Origin of the sequence: Streptomyces sp. NPDC004327, from assembly GCF_042873935.1 — a bacterium.
Lineage (GTDB): Bacteria > Actinomycetota > Actinomycetes > Streptomycetales > Streptomycetaceae > Streptomyces.
In genome coordinates, this window is record NZ_JBIAME010000003.1 from 727,844 (window position 1) to 742,816 (window position 14,973).

11 protein-coding genes are annotated in these 14,973 nt (G+C 74.3%); 6 read left to right on the top strand and 5 right to left on the bottom strand.

Annotated elements, in window-relative coordinates; translation table 11 throughout:
• Positions 1-73: 73 nt before the first annotated feature.
• Complete coding sequence (locus ACFYU9_RS13920; protein WP_389344693.1) at positions 74-1,483, top strand: MFS transporter; 1,410 nt, start codon at positions 74-76, stop codon at positions 1,481-1,483.
• Here ACFYU9_RS13920 and ACFYU9_RS13925 read toward each other — a convergent pair.
• The 4 genes from ACFYU9_RS13925 to ACFYU9_RS13940 all read right to left on the bottom strand — a co-directional run bounded on the left by ACFYU9_RS13925 (position 1,465) and on the right by ACFYU9_RS13940 (position 8,632).
• Positions 1,465-6,153 (bottom strand): caspase family protein, encoded by a 4,689-nt coding sequence (locus ACFYU9_RS13925; protein WP_389344695.1) that lies wholly within the window; start codon positions 6,151-6,153, stop codon positions 1,465-1,467. The two genes, ACFYU9_RS13920 and ACFYU9_RS13925, sit on opposite strands and share 19 nt — an antisense overlap.
• Before the next feature lie 48 nt (positions 6,154-6,201).
• A complete protein-coding gene (locus tag ACFYU9_RS13930; protein ID WP_389344697.1) occupies positions 6,202-6,636 on the bottom strand; it encodes a hypothetical protein in 435 nt (144 codons plus the stop codon).
• 158 nt (positions 6,637-6,794) lie between these two features.
• The gene (locus tag ACFYU9_RS13935) at positions 6,795-7,007 is read right to left on the bottom strand and encodes an acyl-CoA carboxylase subunit epsilon (RefSeq protein ID WP_389204613.1); all 213 of its coding nucleotides are present in this window, start codon (positions 7,005-7,007) and stop codon (positions 6,795-6,797) included.
• 20 nt (positions 7,008-7,027) lie between these two features.
• Positions 7,028-8,632: an acyl-CoA carboxylase subunit beta gene (locus tag ACFYU9_RS13940; RefSeq protein ID WP_389204612.1), complete on the bottom strand. Its 1,605-nt coding sequence runs from the start codon at positions 8,630-8,632 to the stop codon at positions 7,028-7,030.
• 169 nt (positions 8,633-8,801) lie between these two features.
• Between ACFYU9_RS13940 and ACFYU9_RS13945 the strand changes: the two genes are divergently transcribed.
• The 5 genes from ACFYU9_RS13945 to ACFYU9_RS13965 all read left to right on the top strand — a co-directional run bounded on the left by ACFYU9_RS13945 (position 8,802) and on the right by ACFYU9_RS13965 (position 14,002).
• Entirely contained in the window at positions 8,802-9,653 is an 852-nt protein-coding gene (locus ACFYU9_RS13945; RefSeq protein WP_389204611.1) for a biotin--[acetyl-CoA-carboxylase] ligase, read from the top strand.
• A 132-nt stretch (positions 9,654-9,785) separates the two neighbouring features.
• Positions 9,786-10,940 carry an adenylate/guanylate cyclase domain-containing protein gene (locus ACFYU9_RS13950; protein WP_389204610.1) on the top strand — a complete coding sequence of 385 codons (1,155 nt, stop codon included), beginning with the start codon at positions 9,786-9,788 and terminating at the stop codon, positions 10,938-10,940.
• A gap of 59 nt (positions 10,941-10,999) precedes the next feature.
• On the top strand, positions 11,000-11,803 hold the full coding sequence (locus tag ACFYU9_RS13955; protein WP_389344699.1) for an enoyl-CoA hydratase/isomerase family protein: 804 nt from the start codon (positions 11,000-11,002) through the stop codon (positions 11,801-11,803).
• 155 nt (positions 11,804-11,958) lie between these two features.
• Positions 11,959-13,077 (top strand): diguanylate cyclase domain-containing protein, encoded by a 1,119-nt coding sequence (locus tag ACFYU9_RS13960; RefSeq protein WP_389204608.1) that lies wholly within the window; start codon positions 11,959-11,961, stop codon positions 13,075-13,077.
• A gap of 124 nt (positions 13,078-13,201) precedes the next feature.
• A complete protein-coding gene (locus ACFYU9_RS13965; RefSeq protein WP_389344701.1) occupies positions 13,202-14,002 on the top strand; it encodes a hypothetical protein in 801 nt (266 codons plus the stop codon).
• Positions 14,003-14,005: 3 nt separating this feature from the next.
• On the opposite strand, the gene ACFYU9_RS13970 is transcribed toward ACFYU9_RS13965, so the two are convergent.
• Entirely contained in the window at positions 14,006-14,902 is an 897-nt protein-coding gene (locus ACFYU9_RS13970) for a hypothetical protein (protein ID WP_389344703.1), read from the bottom strand.
• Between the last annotated feature and the right edge of the window lie 71 nt (positions 14,903-14,973).

Consider the following 14,973-nt stretch of genomic DNA (forward strand, 5'->3'; position numbering starts at 1 on the left):
TAGTAACCCTCACTCTGCTACCGTCTGCTGCGCCATCCTAACGGAACCAGCCTCCCATTAAGGGGTCCTGTTCATGGTCGCGCTCGATGTTCCCACCCCCGTCGCTCCCCCCGGCCTCCCGAAGGAGGAGCGGCCGGACGGACGGATGCGGCTCGTCCTCGTCATCCTCCTCGTCGCCCAGTTCATGCTGGCCGTCGACTTCTCGATCCTGAACGTCGCGCTGCCCGTCATCGGCGAGGGACTGGGCTTCGGCGTCGGCGGCCTGCAGTGGATCGCCACCGCCTTCGCGCTCGCCGCCGCCGGCTTCACCCTGCTCTTCGGACGCGTCGCCGACCTCGTCGGCCGCCGCCGGATCTTCCTCGGCGGCATGGCGGTCCTCGGCGCCGCCTCCCTCGCCGGCGGGCTCGCCACCGGCCCCGGCACGCTGATGGCCGCCCGCGTCGCCCAGGGCCTCGCCACCGCCGCCGTCACCCCCGCCGGGCTCTCGCTGCTCACCTCGGCCTTCCCCGAGGGGCCGCTGCGCGACCGGGCGCTCGGCCTCAACGGGGCCCTGATGTCCGCCGGGTTCACGACGGGCGCCGTGCTCGGCGGCGTGCTCACCGATCTGCTCTCCTGGCGCTGGGCGTTCCTCGTCAACGTGCCCGTCGCCCTCGGCGTCCTCCTCGTCGCCCCCGCCGTCCTGAAGGAGAGCCGCCCGGCCGACCGGCCCCGGCTCGACGTGCCCGGCGCGATCACCGTCACCGGCGGCCTGCTCACCCTCGTCTACGGGCTCACCGCCGCCGGCGGACGCGGCTGGACCGATCCCGTCGTCCTCGGCGCCCTCGCCGCGGCCGCCGTGCTCCTCGCCGCCTTCCTGCGCGTCGAACGCCGGGCCGCGGCCCCGCTCGTCCCGGTCCGGGTCCTGAGGCGCCGCACGGTCGTCTGGGGCAACCTCGCCGGGCTCGTCGCCTTCGCCACCGAGACCTCGCTGGTCTTCCTGATGACCCTGCGCCTCCAGGAGGTGCTCGGCTTCTCCCCGCTCGCCGCCGGCCTCTCCTTCGGCGTCCTCGGCGCGGGCACGGTCCTCGGCGGACTGCTCGCCCCGCGCTTCATCGGCCGCCTCTCCGCCCGTACGGCCCTGATCGCCGGCGGGGCGCTCCAGGCCGCCGCCACCCTCTGCCTGCTGGACCCGTCGTACGGCGTGCTGCTCGCCGCCACCTTCGCGGGCGGCGTCGGCAACATGCTGGCGATCGTCGGCTTCATGGTCACCGCGACCTCCGGACTGCCCGACGCCGAGCAGGGCATGGCCACCGGCATCGCCACGATGACCCAGCAGATCGGCATCACGCTCGGCACCCCGGTGATGAGCGCCGTCGTCGTCACCGCGACCGCCCTGCCGGCCGGCCTCGACCGCGCGGTCCTCGTCAACGCGGCGGTCGTGCTCGCGGGCGTGCTCGCCGCCGCCCTCTTCCTGAAGAAGCCCCGTCAGCAGGAGGGGCGGTAGGCGAGCTGCGGGAAGAGGGCCTTCCACTGGTCGGGCTCGACGCCCAGCGGATGGGTCGCGCACAGCCGGTGGTAGATCTTCGAGGCGTCACGGTCGAGGAGGTAGGTGTACTCCGGGCCGTGACTCCCGGAGTGCTCCGGCACCACGATCACGTACGGAGTCCCGCCGGGCAGCAGATCCACGCTCCGCGCGCCGTCCAGGGTGGCGACGGCGGGCATCCGCCAGCTGCCGTCGCCGGCGACGTCCCAGATGCGGTACGGGGAGCCGGTGAGCACCCGGGTGCCGTCCGGGTCGGGCGTGACGTCCTGGATCTCGCGGTCGAAGCGCAGGGTGTGGCGGAGGACCGGGTGGCGCGGGTCGCGGATGTCGAACAGCTTGACGGTGCCGTCCCGCAGGGTCGTCGCGAGCAGGCCGCCGCCGACCGGGGTGTAGCCGCCGCGCGTCGCCGGGAGTCTGCCGATCGGCTTCGGGTGGCGGACGTCCCGCATGTCGTACAGCCTGGCGTTCTGGTCGACGCCGTCGGTGAGGAGCAGCCGGAGCGAGTGGATGTAGGCCGCCCTGCTCAGGGCCGCGCCCTTCAGCGGCGCGGGGACGCGGAACGGGTGCGCGGGGTCCTTCAGGTCCCACAGCCGCAGGTCGAGGCCCCGGGTCGGGCCGTCGCCCTCGACGGTGGCGAGGGCGCGCGGGCCCATGAAGAACATGCTCTCGTACTCGATCGAAGGCGCCACCGCGATCACGGCGCGCCGCACCGGCCGACGCGGGTCGCGGATGTCCCAGACCACGGCCGTCGGCTCCCTGGAGGAGCCGATGACCAGCAGTTCGCCGTCGGGGGAGACGGCTGTCCGCACGTTCTGCGAGCGGAACGGGATCTCGGCGCCGGCCACGGGGGGCCCGTCCCCGCCGAGGTCCCAGACCCGGAAGGCGTGCTCGTCGGTGCCCTCCGTCCAGCGGTGCGCGAGCAGCATCGGCCGGTCCCGGCCGGGCAGGAAGTAGTTCGCCTCCCACGGGCGCGGCACGGTGAACCGCAGCTTCGGCGCCTTGTCGTGTTCGGTGTCCGCCGTGCTCATGTCCCAGACGCGCGGCACGGACCTGATGGTGCCGGCCAGGTTCTCGCTGGTGAGCACGAAGCGGCCGTCGAGGCTGTAGGGCACCGCCCCCGGGCCCCCGCCCGCCAAGGTCCCCCTCAGGGCGAGCGCGGGCGCCCGCTCGGGCCACAGCCGTACGTTCCCGCCGACGTCGCCCACCGCGAGGTACGCCCCGTCGGGGCTGTGGGCGACGGCCTGGGCGGGCTCGGCGCTCGGCAGCGAGTCGCCCTCCGCGAGGGACTGGAGCAGCTCCGGGCCGTCCTGTTCGGCGACCTCCCGGAGCCTGGCTCCGGCGGACCCGGACACGGAGGCGTCGGCGGCGGCGAGCGTCCCGCCGTCGGGGCTGAAGCTCAGCGAGGGCAGGCTGCCGTAGCCCCACTTGGTCTCGAACGAATCCGTGGGCCTGATCAGGTCGAGCCGCCATCCCTTCGGCCCGGCCGGCCGCACCGTCCACCAGGCCATCGCGCCCTCGCCGCCGGTCGCCACCAGCGTGTCCCGCTTCGGATGGAACGCCACCGCCATCACGGACGAGGTGGTGGCCGTGGCCAGCAGGGCCGGGCGGGCCGGCTCGCGGACGTCCCACAGCCGCACCTCGGCGGATCGGCCGCCGCTGTTGCCGTTGCCGGTGGCCAGGAAACGCCCGTCGCGGTTGAACCGCACCGACATCAGGTCGGCCGGGGCGACCTTCCGGTCGTACAGCGGGCGCGGCCGCGACGGCACGGACACGTCCCACAGCCGCAGCCGCCCGTTCTCCCCGCCCGCGGCGAGCGTCCGCCCGTCCGGGCCGAAGGCGAGGCTGTACGACTGGTTCTTGGCGAGCGGCAGGGCCACGAGCAGCTTCGGGCGTACGGCATCGGCCGCGTCCCACAGCGTCAGCGCGTCCGTGCTCAGCGCGGCGAGCAGCGGGGAACGCGGGGAGAACGCGATCGGCGCGGATCCGTGGATCGACGGCAGCTCGGCGCCGCGCACCGGGGCGTTCGGCACCGACAGGTCCCAGAGGCGGATCAGACCGGTGCGCCGGCTGGTGGCGAGGATCCGGCCGCCGGCCCCGTACGCCAGATTCACCACCGGCTGCCGCGCGTCCCCCCGCAGATCCACCTGCGGCCGCGAGAGGTAGGAGGCGTACAGGCTGGAGCGGGTCGCGCTGGTGTCGGCCGCGCGGTACGCGGCGAGGCTGAGGCGCAGCGCGGTCTGCGGGTCGCGCTCGCGCATCGTGTCGGCCTGCGCGGCCAGCTGCTCGGCGACGGCGACGGTCTCGCGGGCCTCGGCGTCGCGCTGGGCACTGCGGGCCCGCATGCCGAAGAACGAGGCGAGGACGGCGAGCGCGGCGACGACGGCGACGACCCCGGTGCGGATGCGGCGCGTGCGGCGCTCGGCCCGGTCGCTCGCGGCGAGGAAGTCCCGCTCCACGGGCCGGAGCCGACTCGTCGGCCCGGCGGCCGCGCCGGGTCCGGGGGAACCGGCACCGCCGCCCGCGTCCTGCCTCGCGGCCCCGCCGGCCGCCCCGGCCGCCGGCCGCCGGGGCGTGCGCGGGCTCTCGTCCCCGGGCGGCCCGGACGGGCCGTCGGCGGCCCACGGCCCTCCCCGCGCGCCGAGCGGGGCGAGGGCGCGGATCCGATCCCGGAGGCCGCCCCCGCCCGCCTCCCCGCGCAGCGCCTGACGCGCCGCTCCCAGCTGGTCACCGCGGTACAGGGCGCTGTTCTTGCGGCCGCCCTCGTGCCAGCCGTCGGCCGCGTCGCCCACCCGGCGCAGCACGAGCAGCCGCACCCGGTCGTCGCGGATCCAGTCGCGCAGCCGGGGCCAGCCGTACAGCAGCGAGTCGTGGCACAGCTGCGCCTCGCCGCGGTCGAGGACGACCAGGCGCGCGTCGGCGAGCCGGTCGAGCAGCTCCCGGTCGGCGTCGCCCGCCGTCTCCGGGACCGGGAGGCGGCGGCGGGCCGCGCGGCCCTCGGCGTCCACCAACGTCACCATGCGCAGCAGCAGTTCGCGCAGTCGCTCCCGGCCCGCCGGGTCGAGCGCGTCATGGAGCTCGTCCGCGACCCGGGCGACCGAGCCGCGGATGCCGCCGGCCGCCTCGTACCCGGCGAAGGTCAGCAGGGTGCCGCGGCGCCTGGCCCAGGTCTGCTGGAGGGCGTGTGCCAGGAAGGGCAGGGCGACCGCGTCGCGATCGCCGCCCGGCGCCTCGCGGCGCAGCTCGTGCAGCAGATGGCCGACGAGGCCGTCCTCCAGGCGCAGCCCGGCGTGCGCGGCGGGCCGTTCGACGGCGGCGCGCAGCTCGTCGTCCGACATCGCGGGGACGGTGAACTGCCCGGCCCGGACGATCCGGGCGAGCCGGGCGTCGCGCAGGCAGGGCCCGTAGAAGTCGGCGCGCAGGCCGAGGACGATCCGCGGCCCGGTCGCCGCACCGGCGCCGGAGACGGCCCGGACGAACAGCTCGCGCTCCTCCGGGTCCTCGCAGTCGGTGAAGATCTCCTCCAGCTGGTCGACGACGAGCACGTCCGGACCGCCGGCCCCGAACCGGCCGGCCCCCAGATCCCGTTCGACCTCGCCGAACGGCCGGTCCACCGCCCGCGCCCACCGCTCCACGAGCGTGCGGAACGGGCGCGCGCCCGGCCCCGGCACCAGCAGCACCCGGCCCGCGCCGCGCTCTTCGAGGCCCGCGACGAGTCCGGCCCGCAACAGCGAGGACTTCCCGGCGCCGGACGCGCCGACGAGCACCACCGGCCCGTCCCCGTGCGCCACCCGGTCGAGCAGGTTCCCCGTCAACTCCTCGCGGCCGAAGAAGAGATGGCGCTGCTCGGGCAGGAACGGCCGCATGCCGGGGTACGGGCACGGGCCGCCGCCGCCCGGGACCCCGGGCTCCTCCGGGGCCGCCGGCAGGCCCGTGTTCCGCGCCACGACCAGATCCCCGGCCCGGCCGGTGCCGTCCGCGTACGGGCGGGCCGGGCCGCCCTGGAAGCGCCGGTCGAGGATCCGGTAGAGGTCGAGCAGCGTGAACCACGGCGGGCCGCTCGGGTCGCCGTCCTCCAGGAGCCGCACCAGCTCGCCGCCGAACAGGGTGTACGGCTGGTCCACGGGCGCGAAGGAAGAGGCGTAGCCGGTCGCCGAGGCGAGCAGGAAGCTGCCGCGCGGGCGGGCGCTCGCGTACGGGTCGCGGTGCGCGTCGCTCGGGGCCGCCGCGGCCCGGCCGGAGAAGCAGCAGTCGAGCACGACGACCGTGCGCGCGGACGCGTCGCCGAGCAGGTCGCGTATCTCCTCGTAGCGCACGGCGGCGTCGGTGTCGTCGGCGCGGCCGGTGCTCGCGGTCGCCAGGTAGAGCCGGTTGCCCGGGCCGATCAGGCCGTGGCCGGTGAAGAAGAAGAGCACGGTGCCGCCCTGGGCGCGGCCCACGGCGGCCCGCAGCGCGGCGAGCACCTCCGATCGGCTCTCCGGGTCGATGACCTCGGTGACCCGGTCCGCCGCCATCCCGCACCGCTCGCGCAGCACCCGGGCCAGCTCGCGGGCCGTGTGCGCCGCGCTGGGCAGGTCGGCGAGCCGCGCGCCACCGCCCTCGCCGCGGCCCTGCCGTCCCGTGCCGACCACCACGGCATGACAGTCCGCTCCGGCGAGGTCCCCCCACGGCCCGGACACGGCTCAGGAGCTCCCGGAATCCGGCGTCTGCGGGTCCGGGGCCTGTTCCGGCGTCTGGTGGCCCCCGGTCCGCCCCGCGTGCCCCTCCAGTGCCCGCGCCACCTGCTGCGCCAGTTCCCCGCTGCTCTGCGGCGTCAGGCCCCGTACGCCCTCCGACGTGACCACGACCTGCGTGCCGTCCGGCTTGGTGATCGTCACGGTCTGGGTGCCGCGCCTGGTCTGCAGCCAGGCCACCACGCCGGCCGCCAGCGTCACGGTCAGGCCGCCCGGCTGGAGCAGCAGCTCGATGACCGTGCCGATCGCGCCCATCGATCCGGGAGCCGGCGACGCGGGCACGAGCGGGACGACGGCGGGCCGCAGCTCGGGGTCGTCGCGCAGCCACCGCCGCAGCTCGTAGGCGTCCGCGGCGGTGCCGCTGACCTCCAGGGCGATCTCCACGCGCACCGACCTCCGTAGCGCCCCGTCGCTTCGGAGCCGTACGAGGCTACGCCGGCAACTCCCGTACCTCCAGGCCCATTTCGGCCGCTGCGTGGTCGCGGGCATGCCGAAGGCCGGACCCCCGCTCAAGGGGTCCGGCCTTCATCCGGCGAACGCGCCTACACCGGCCAGTAGGACCGCGCCCACGACCGCGGGCCCGGCCGGGGCCGGACGCTGCGGGCGATGCGGGCCGGGTCCGACCAGCCCTCGGGCACCCTCGGGCCGCCGCCCGCGGCGGCTGCCGCCGCCGTGGCCGCGGCCCGGGCCTGGACCACCGCCAGTGCGGCGGCCAGCTCCTCCGGAGTCGGGTTTCCTCGTACGACCTTGATCATCGTGTGTCCCTCCCGGAGGCTTAGAGCGGGATGTTGCCGTGCTTCTTCGGGGGCAGGGATTCCCGCTTCGTCCGCAGCTGACGCAGGCCCCTGACGACCTGCGAGCGCGTCTCGGACGGCAGGACGACCCCGTCGATGTAGCCGCGCTCGGCAGCGGTGTACGGGTTGAGCAGCGTGTCCTCGTACTCCCGGATCAGCCGCGCGCGCACCGCCTCGACGTCCTCGCCGTTGGCCTCCGCCTCGGCGAGCGTGCGCCGGTGCAGGATGTTGACCGCGCCCTGTGCGCCCATGACGGCGATCTGCGCGGTCGGCCAGGCCAGGTTGAGGTCGGCGCCGAGGTGCTTGGAGCCCATGACGTCGTACGCGCCGCCGAACGCCTTGCGGGTGATGACGGTGATCAGCGGGACGGTCGCCTCGGCGTACGCGTAGATCAGCTTCGCGCCGCGCCGGATGATGCCGTCGTGCTCCTGGCCGACGCCGGGCAGGAAGCCCGGCACGTCGACGAAGGTGAGCACCGGGATGTTGAAGGCGTCACAGGTGCGCACGAAGCGCGCCGCCTTCTCGCTCGCGCCGATGTCGAGGCAACCGGCGAACTGCATCGGCTGGTTGGCGACGACACCGACCGGGAAGCCCTCGACGCGGCCGAAACCGGTCAGGATGTTCGGCGCGAACAGGGCCTGGGTCTCCAGGAACTCGCCGTCGTCGAGGACGTGCTCGATGACGGTGTGCATGTCGTACGGCTGGTTCGCGGAGTCCGGGATCAGCGTGTCGAGCTCGCGGTCCTCGTCCGTCACCTCGGTGTCGGCGGCCTCGGGGAAGGCGGGCGCCTCGGACAGGTTGTTCGAGGGCAGGTACGACAGGAGGGACTTGACGTACTCGATCGCGTCCTTCTCGTCGCCCGCCATGTGGTGGGCCACGCCGGACGTGGAGTTGTGGGTGCGGGCGCCGCCCAGCTCCTCGAAGCCGACGTCCTCGCCGGTGACCGTCTTGATGACGTCGGGGCCGGTGATGAACATGTGCGAGGTCTGGTCGACCATCACCGTGAAGTCGGTGATCGCGGGCGAGTAGACCGCGCCGCCGGCGCACGGGCCGACGATCAGCGAGATCTGCGGGATCACGCCGGAGGCGTGCGTGTTGCGGCGGAAGATCTCGCCGTACATGCCGAGCGCGCTGACGCCCTCCTGGATGCGGGCGCCGCCGGAGTCGTTGATGCCGATGACCGGGCAGCCGGTCTTCAGGGCGAAGTCCATCACCTTGATGATCTTCTGGCCGTAGACCTCGCCGAGGGCGCCGCCGAAGACCGTGAAGTCCTGCGAGAAGACGGCGACCGGGCGGCCGTCCACCGTGCCGTAGCCGGTGACGACACCGTCGCCGTACGGACGGTTCTTCTCCAGGCCGAAGTTGGTGGAGCGGTGCCGGGCCAGCTCGTCCAGCTCCACGAACGAACCTTCGTCGAGCAGCAGTGCGATGCGCTCGCGCGCGGTCAGCTTCCCCTTCGCGTGCTGCTTCTCGACGGCGCGCGCGGAACCGGCGTGCGTGGCCTCGCCGATCCGGCGCTCCAGATCCGCGATCTTGCCCGCGGTCGTGTGAATGTCGATCTCGTTGTGCTCTGCCGGCTCGGACATCGGGATGCGGCTCCCTGCCTGGTCACGGGGGGTCTCGTGGAACGCGAAGCGACCCGCGACGTGACCACGAATGGACTACGGAGGACTACTCCTTGGCTACTGCCTCGTAGCGTATCGGCGCCCTCACGGTTCACGCAGTGCGGCGTTTGCCACACCTACGCTGACTTGCATGACGTCCTCCCAAGGCTCAGCGGGACGCTGGTCCGACCTCGACCGCCCCCCGCTCAACACCTCCGCCCTGCGCCAAGCGCTCGTCCTCGACGGCGGCCTGTGGACCTCCCTCGACGTCGTCGAGTCCACCGGCTCCACCAACTCCGACCTGGCCGCCCGCGCCGACGAACTCCCCGAAGGCGCCGTGCTCGTCGCCGAGGAGCAGACCTCCGGGCGCGGCCGTCTCGACCGCACCTGGACCGCCCCCGCCCGCTCCGGCCTCTTCGTCTCCGTCCTGCTCAAGCCGGCCGTGCCGGTGCACCGCTGGGGCTGGCTGCCGCTGCTCACCGGCGTGGCCGCCGCGACCGGCCTCGCGAAGGCCGCCGGCGCCGACCTCTCCCTCAAGTGGCCCAACGACCTGCTGGTCCGTGTCGCGGGCGAGGAACGCAAGACCGGCGGCATCCTCGCCGAGCGGGCCGGCAAGGACGGCGTGGTCGTCGGCCTCGGCCTCAACGTCACGCTCCGTGCCGAGGAGCTGCCCGTCCCCGCCGCCGGCTCCCTGCTCCTCGCCGGCGCCGTCTCCACCGACCGCGACACGCTGCTGCGGGCCGTCCTGCGGTCGCTGGAGCAGTGGTACGGCGACTGGGCGCGCGCCGACGGCGACCCGGTCGCCTCCGGGCTCCAGGAGGCCTATCGCGCGGCCTGCGCCACCCTCGGCCGCCGGGTCCGCGCCGACCTGCCCGGCGAGCGGATGCTGGAGGGCGACGCCGTCGCGATCGACGGCGACGGACGGCTCGTCGTCGAGACCGAGGGCGGCGGCACGGAGGCCGTCGGGGCCGGCGACATCGTCCATCTGAGGGCCGCGGACTGACCTCCCGCACGGCTCACGCCCGGTCCGGGTGCGGTTCGGGCGTGAGCCAGCACACACCTGTCGTATCGTTGACCGCGATCCACGCGACAGATCGGCAGGGCACGTGGGCAGGGAACGGGCAGGAGGCGGCCGGTGACCGTCGACGACGCGGACAACGGCGACGCCGGGGCCGGGCAGCCGGCCGCGAACCCCACCTATCCCACACCCCACCATGTCGTCGACCACACGGCCGAGCCGACCGACGACCCCCTAGCGATCCGCCTGGAACAGCTCATCCTCGGCGCCGACCGCCGCTACACGCCCTTCCAGGCCGCCCGGACCGCCGGCGTCTCCATGGAGCTCGCCTCCCGCTTCTGGCGCGCCATGGGCTTCGCCGACATCGGCCAGGCCAAGGCGCTCACCGAGGCCGACGTGCTCGCGCTGCGCCGGCTCGCCGGTCTCGTCGAGGCCGGACTGCTCAGCGAGCCGATGGCCGTGCAGGTCGCCCGGTCCACCGGGCAGACCACCGCCCGGCTGGCCGAATGGCAGATCGACTCCTTCCTGGAGGGCCTCACCGAGCCGCCCGAGCCCGGCATGACCCGCACCGAGGTCACCTACCCCCTCGTCGAGCTGCTCCTGCCCGAGCTGGAGGAGTTCCTCATCTACGTGTGGCGCCGCCAGCTCGCCGCCGCCACCGGCCGGGTCGTGCAGGCCGCCGACGACGAGGAGATGGTCGACCGCCGGCTCGCCGTCGGCTTCGCGGACCTCGTCGGCTTCACCCGGCTCACCCGGCGCCTGGAGGAGGAGGAGCTCGGCGAGCTCGTCGAGGCCTTCGAGACCACCTGCGCCGACCTGGTCGCCGCGCACGGCGGCCGGCTCATCAAGACCCTCGGCGACGAGGTCCTGTACGCGGCGGACGACGCCGGCACCGCCGCCGAGATCGGGCTGCGCCTCATCGAGACGCTGGGCCACGACGAGACCATGCCCGCGCTCCGCGTGGGCCTGTCCTTCGGCACGGTCACGACCCGGATGGGCGACGTCTTCGGCACCACCGTCAACCTGGCCAGCAGGCTCACGTCGATAGCGCCGAAGGACGCCGTCCTCGTCGACAGCGCCCTCGCCGAGGAGCTGACCCGCACCGGCGAGGCGCCCCGCTCCGAGACGCAGGCCGCCGAGGAGGCCGCCCGTGCCGAGAAGGAGGGCGAGCCGGCCCCGTCGTACCGCTTCGCGCTGCAGCCGATGTGGCAGCGGCCGGTGCGCGGACTGGGTGTCGTGGAGCCCTGGCTGCTGAGCCGCCGTCCGACCTAAGATCTCCCGGTGAACAGCCGTTAACAACCGTTAACCGGCGCCGACCGGGAGGGCCCAGGATGTCCGAGCAGTCCGAGCAGCGTTTTGGTGAGTTCGTGGCGGTACGGCGGGACGGGCGCGGCCATGTCGCCGAGCTCGTCCTCGACCGGCCCAAGGCCATGAACGCGGTCTCCTCGGAGATGGCCCGCTCCATTGGCGCCGCCTGCGCCGCGCTCGCCGCCGACCCGGCCGTCCGCGTCACCGTGCTGACCTCGTCCAACGACCGGGCCTTCTGCGTCGGCGCCGACCTCAAGGAGCGCAACTCCTTCAGCGACGCCGACCTGGTCAGGCAGCGGCCGGTCGCCCGCGCCGCGTACACCGGCGTCCTGGAGCTGCCCATGCCGACGGTGGCGGCCGTGCACGGCTTCGCGCTCGGCGGCGGTTACGAGCTGGCGCTGTCCTGCGACGTGATCGTGGCCGACGCCACCACCGTCGTCGGCCTGCCCGAGGTCTCGGTCGGCGTGATCCCGGGCGGCGGCGGCACGCAGCTGCTGCCGCGCCGGGTGGGCGCGGCGCGCGCCGCCGAGCTGGTCTTCACGGCGCGCCGGGTCGAGGCGGCCGAGGCGCGCGAGCTCGGCATGGTGGACCTCCTGGAGGAGGACGCCCGCGCGGCCGCGCTGGAGCTGGCCGGGCGGATCGCGGCCAACTCGCCGGTCGGCCTGCGGGCCGCCAAGAAGGCGATGCGGCTCGGCGTGGGCCTGGACCTGCGGGCCGGCCTGGAGGTCGAGGACGGCGCGTGGCGGTCGGTGGCGTTCTCGGGCGACCGCGCGGAGGGCGTGGCGGCGTTCAACGAGAAGCGGAAGCCGGAGTGGCCGGGCGAGTGAGTTCCGGGCTCCCGGGCCGGCCACCGGCCGGTCCCGGAGCCGGCCGGTGGCCGGCCGGCTGCTCTCTGTGTGCAATTGCTCCGTATTTTCACTATGTGTAACTTTCCGTGACGTCCCGGAAGGGAAAACGGACCAAACCTCCCTAAGCTGGAGGAATGGGTGAGGATGTGCGGTTGCGGGCCGTAGTGGCACTGGCACAGGGGATGGCGGCGGCGCACACTCCACGGGAGTTCTGGCGGGCCGCCGCGCTCGGCGCCTGCGGGGCGCTGGGCGGCAGCTTCGCCGCGCTCTCCGTCTGGCAGCGCGACCACGGCCGGCTGAAGGTCCTGGTGAACGCCGGGCAGCGGGCGCAGGGGGAGGAGGAGTTCCCGGACTCCGAGACCTATCCCGTCCACCAGTTCCCCGAGATCACCGAGTTCCTGCACGAGCACTGGGCCGGCGGCGGCGAGCCGGACGCCTGGGTGGAGACCGCCGACGACCGGGTCCCCACCGGCCGGGTCACCGGCCTGCGCCGGCGCGGCCGGGGCTGCTGCGTGGTCGCGCCGGTCGTGCTGCACGGCCGCGCCTGGGGCGAGCTGTACGTGGCCAGGCCGGCCGGGGCGGTGCCCTTCACCCGCGACGAGGCGGACTTCGCGACCGTGCTCGCGGCGGTGGTCGCGGCCGGCATCGCGCAGGCCGAGCGCCTGGAGGAGGTCCGCAAGCTCGCCTTCACCGACCCGCTCACCGGCCTCGCCAACCGCCGCGCCGTCGACACCCGGCTCGACCAGGCCATCGAGCGCTACCACGCCGACGGCTCGGTGGTGAGCCTGCTGGTGTGCGACCTGAACGGCCTCAAGCGGGTCAACGACACCCACGGCCACGCCGTCGGCGACCGCCTCCTCGAACGCTTCGGCTCCGTGCTCTCGCGGTGCGGGGCGATGCTCCCGGGAGCGCTGGCGGCCCGGCTCGGCGGCGACGAGTTCTGTCTCCTGTCGGTCGGCCCGACGGCCGACGAGGTCGTCGCCGTCGCCGAGGAACTGTGTGTACGGGCGGCGGAGCTGGAGCTCGGTGAGGGCGTCGCCTGCGGCGTCGCCTCCACCGGCGACCCCATCGGCCCGCTCAAGTCCGCCCGCCGCCTCTTCCGCCTCGCCGACGCCGCCCAGTACCAGGCCAAGGCCGCCCGCTCGGCCAAACCCGTGGTCGCGGGCCGCGACGGCACGGTCATCCGGCTCGCGGACGCCCCGCCGGGCGCCAGGGACCGCCGCCGCTTCCGGGACGCGCCACCGGCCTCGTAAGGCCGCATACGGCGGTAGTGCGCTCCCTCGTACGGGGTGAGTGAACGTTCCCGCAGCTCGGCGGGCGTGCCGCGGTGGACATGATCACAGCACCCGCCCGTACTCCCCACGGAGGTGGCCGCTCGTGTGGCTCGTCATCGTCGTCGCCGTCATCGCCCTGCTCGCCGGCCTCGCCGCCAACCGCTGGCTGCGGCCCCGGCTGCTCAGCGAGGACGACGGCACGGGCATGGCCGTCAAGGACATGGTCGGTCCGCTCCTCACGATGACGGTCCTGCTCCTCAGCTTCGTCCTGGTCACCGCCAACAGCTCGTACGGCAAGGCCGAGGTAGCCTCGCGCGGCGAGGCCCGGGCCCTGGACCAGCTCGTGGAGTCCGCCGAGTACGCCCCCGCGGTGCAGCGGGCGCGGATCCAGGCCGGCGCCGTCTGCTACGCCCGCGCCGTACGCGAGCAGGAGTGGCCCGCCATGAGCGACGGCCACGGCTCGCCGGCGCCCAGCGTGTGGTCCGCCGACTTCCGGCAGACGTTCCACTCGCTGCAGGGCACGCCGGTCTTCGGCATGCTGGTCGCCGCCGACAACAAGCGCTCCGACGAGCGCGACGAACGCCTCACCCAGGCCAGCGCGAGCATCCCCAGCGCCATCTTCTACTTCCTGCTCGCCACCCTGGTCATCACCGTGATGGCGCTCGGCATCTGCCTGCCCCGGAAGAACAACCGCGGCCAGCTGATCACCCTGACGGTGATCACCGCGCTCCTGACGACGATGCTGGTCATCATCCGGGACGTCGACCGCCCCTTCGGCGGCATCATCAACGTGGAGCCGACGGCGATCACCGAGGTGGAACGTCAGGCCACCCGCGACTTCCTCGCCCACCACCCGACCACCCCGCTGCCCTGCGACGCCAAGGGCAACCGCGTCGCGGCCTGACACTCAGCCCGTGGCCATGGGCGCGCACATGGGGCAGAGTTTCTCGTCCCCCACCGGCCGGAACAGCATCGGCTGGATGTGCCCGTCGCCCTCGCATTCCACGGCCGAGGCCAGCCACTCCGACAGGCGCGGCCCGGTCGACTGAGGCGCTCGTACAGGCTCCGGGGGCCTCGCGGGCCTCACGGGCGGGACCTCGCGCAGCAGGTACCGCACCAGGCCACCGGGCCGCTGGACGGGCGTTCCGGCGCCCGGCAGGCCGCGCAGCACGTGCGCGTGCACATCGGCGGAGCTGTGCCCGGGGGCCGCGAGCCACGCGGCGGCGAGCAGGGCGAGCTCGTCCTTCATGCCGGGCGGGATGTGCCGGAGGGCGGGCGAGAGGATGGGCAGGGATCCGACGAGGGCGCGGGCTTCTTCGGGGATTTCGGGCTTGGCGTCCGGCTCGGGCTCGCCCGGCTCGGGCTCGGGCGGAAGGTTGGAGGTGTCTTCGCCAGGATCTTTCTTTGGATGACCGTCGGTGCGCGGACCCGCCGGACCGCCGACGGCCGGAATGTCGGCACCCGGTACGAGAAGCGGCATCCGCCCCAGCAGCTTGGCGGCCTCGCCCTCGCTCAACGGCCGGTTCGACACCAACTGCTGCGTCACCCACCGCCCGCCCGGCCCCTGCAACCGCCGCTCGTGGACGAACCCTTCATCCTTCAGCTGCCGCTTCGCCCGGGTGAACGCGCATGCCCCGATCCGGGCACGCTCAGCCGTTCGGGACAGGGACTCCCGCGCCCCGTCGGGGAGCGAGAGCTGCCAGGTGAGGAGTCGAACGGCGTCGGAACTGAGCCGGGGATGCCGGATGAGCTCGTGCGAGAACTGGGTGAAGCCGCGCGAGGGCGCGATAAAGTGCCGGTACATCACTGGTGGACTGCTTTCCACTGGTGGTCGAGGCCCTCGCTGATGGTTCCCGCCATCGCGGGGGCCGATTT

Coding starts and splice junctions, on each gene's coding strand:
- ACFYU9_RS13970 (WP_389344703.1), bottom strand. CDS start 14,902: ATGTACCGGCACTTTATCGCGCCCTCGCGCGGCTTCACCCAGTTCTCG.
- ACFYU9_RS13920 (WP_389344693.1), top strand. CDS start 74: ATGGTCGCGCTCGATGTTCCCACCCCCGTCGCTCCCCCCGGCCTCCCG.
- ACFYU9_RS13940 (WP_389204612.1), bottom strand. CDS start 8,632: ATGTCCGAGCCGGCAGAGCACAACGAGATCGACATTCACACGACCGCG.
- ACFYU9_RS13960 (WP_389204608.1), top strand. CDS start 11,959: ATGGGTGAGGATGTGCGGTTGCGGGCCGTAGTGGCACTGGCACAGGGG.
- ACFYU9_RS13945 (WP_389204611.1), top strand. CDS start 8,802: ATGACGTCCTCCCAAGGCTCAGCGGGACGCTGGTCCGACCTCGACCGC.
- ACFYU9_RS13955 (WP_389344699.1), top strand. CDS start 11,000: ATGTCCGAGCAGTCCGAGCAGCGTTTTGGTGAGTTCGTGGCGGTACGG.
- ACFYU9_RS13935 (WP_389204613.1), bottom strand. CDS start 7,007: ATGATCAAGGTCGTACGAGGAAACCCGACTCCGGAGGAGCTGGCCGCC.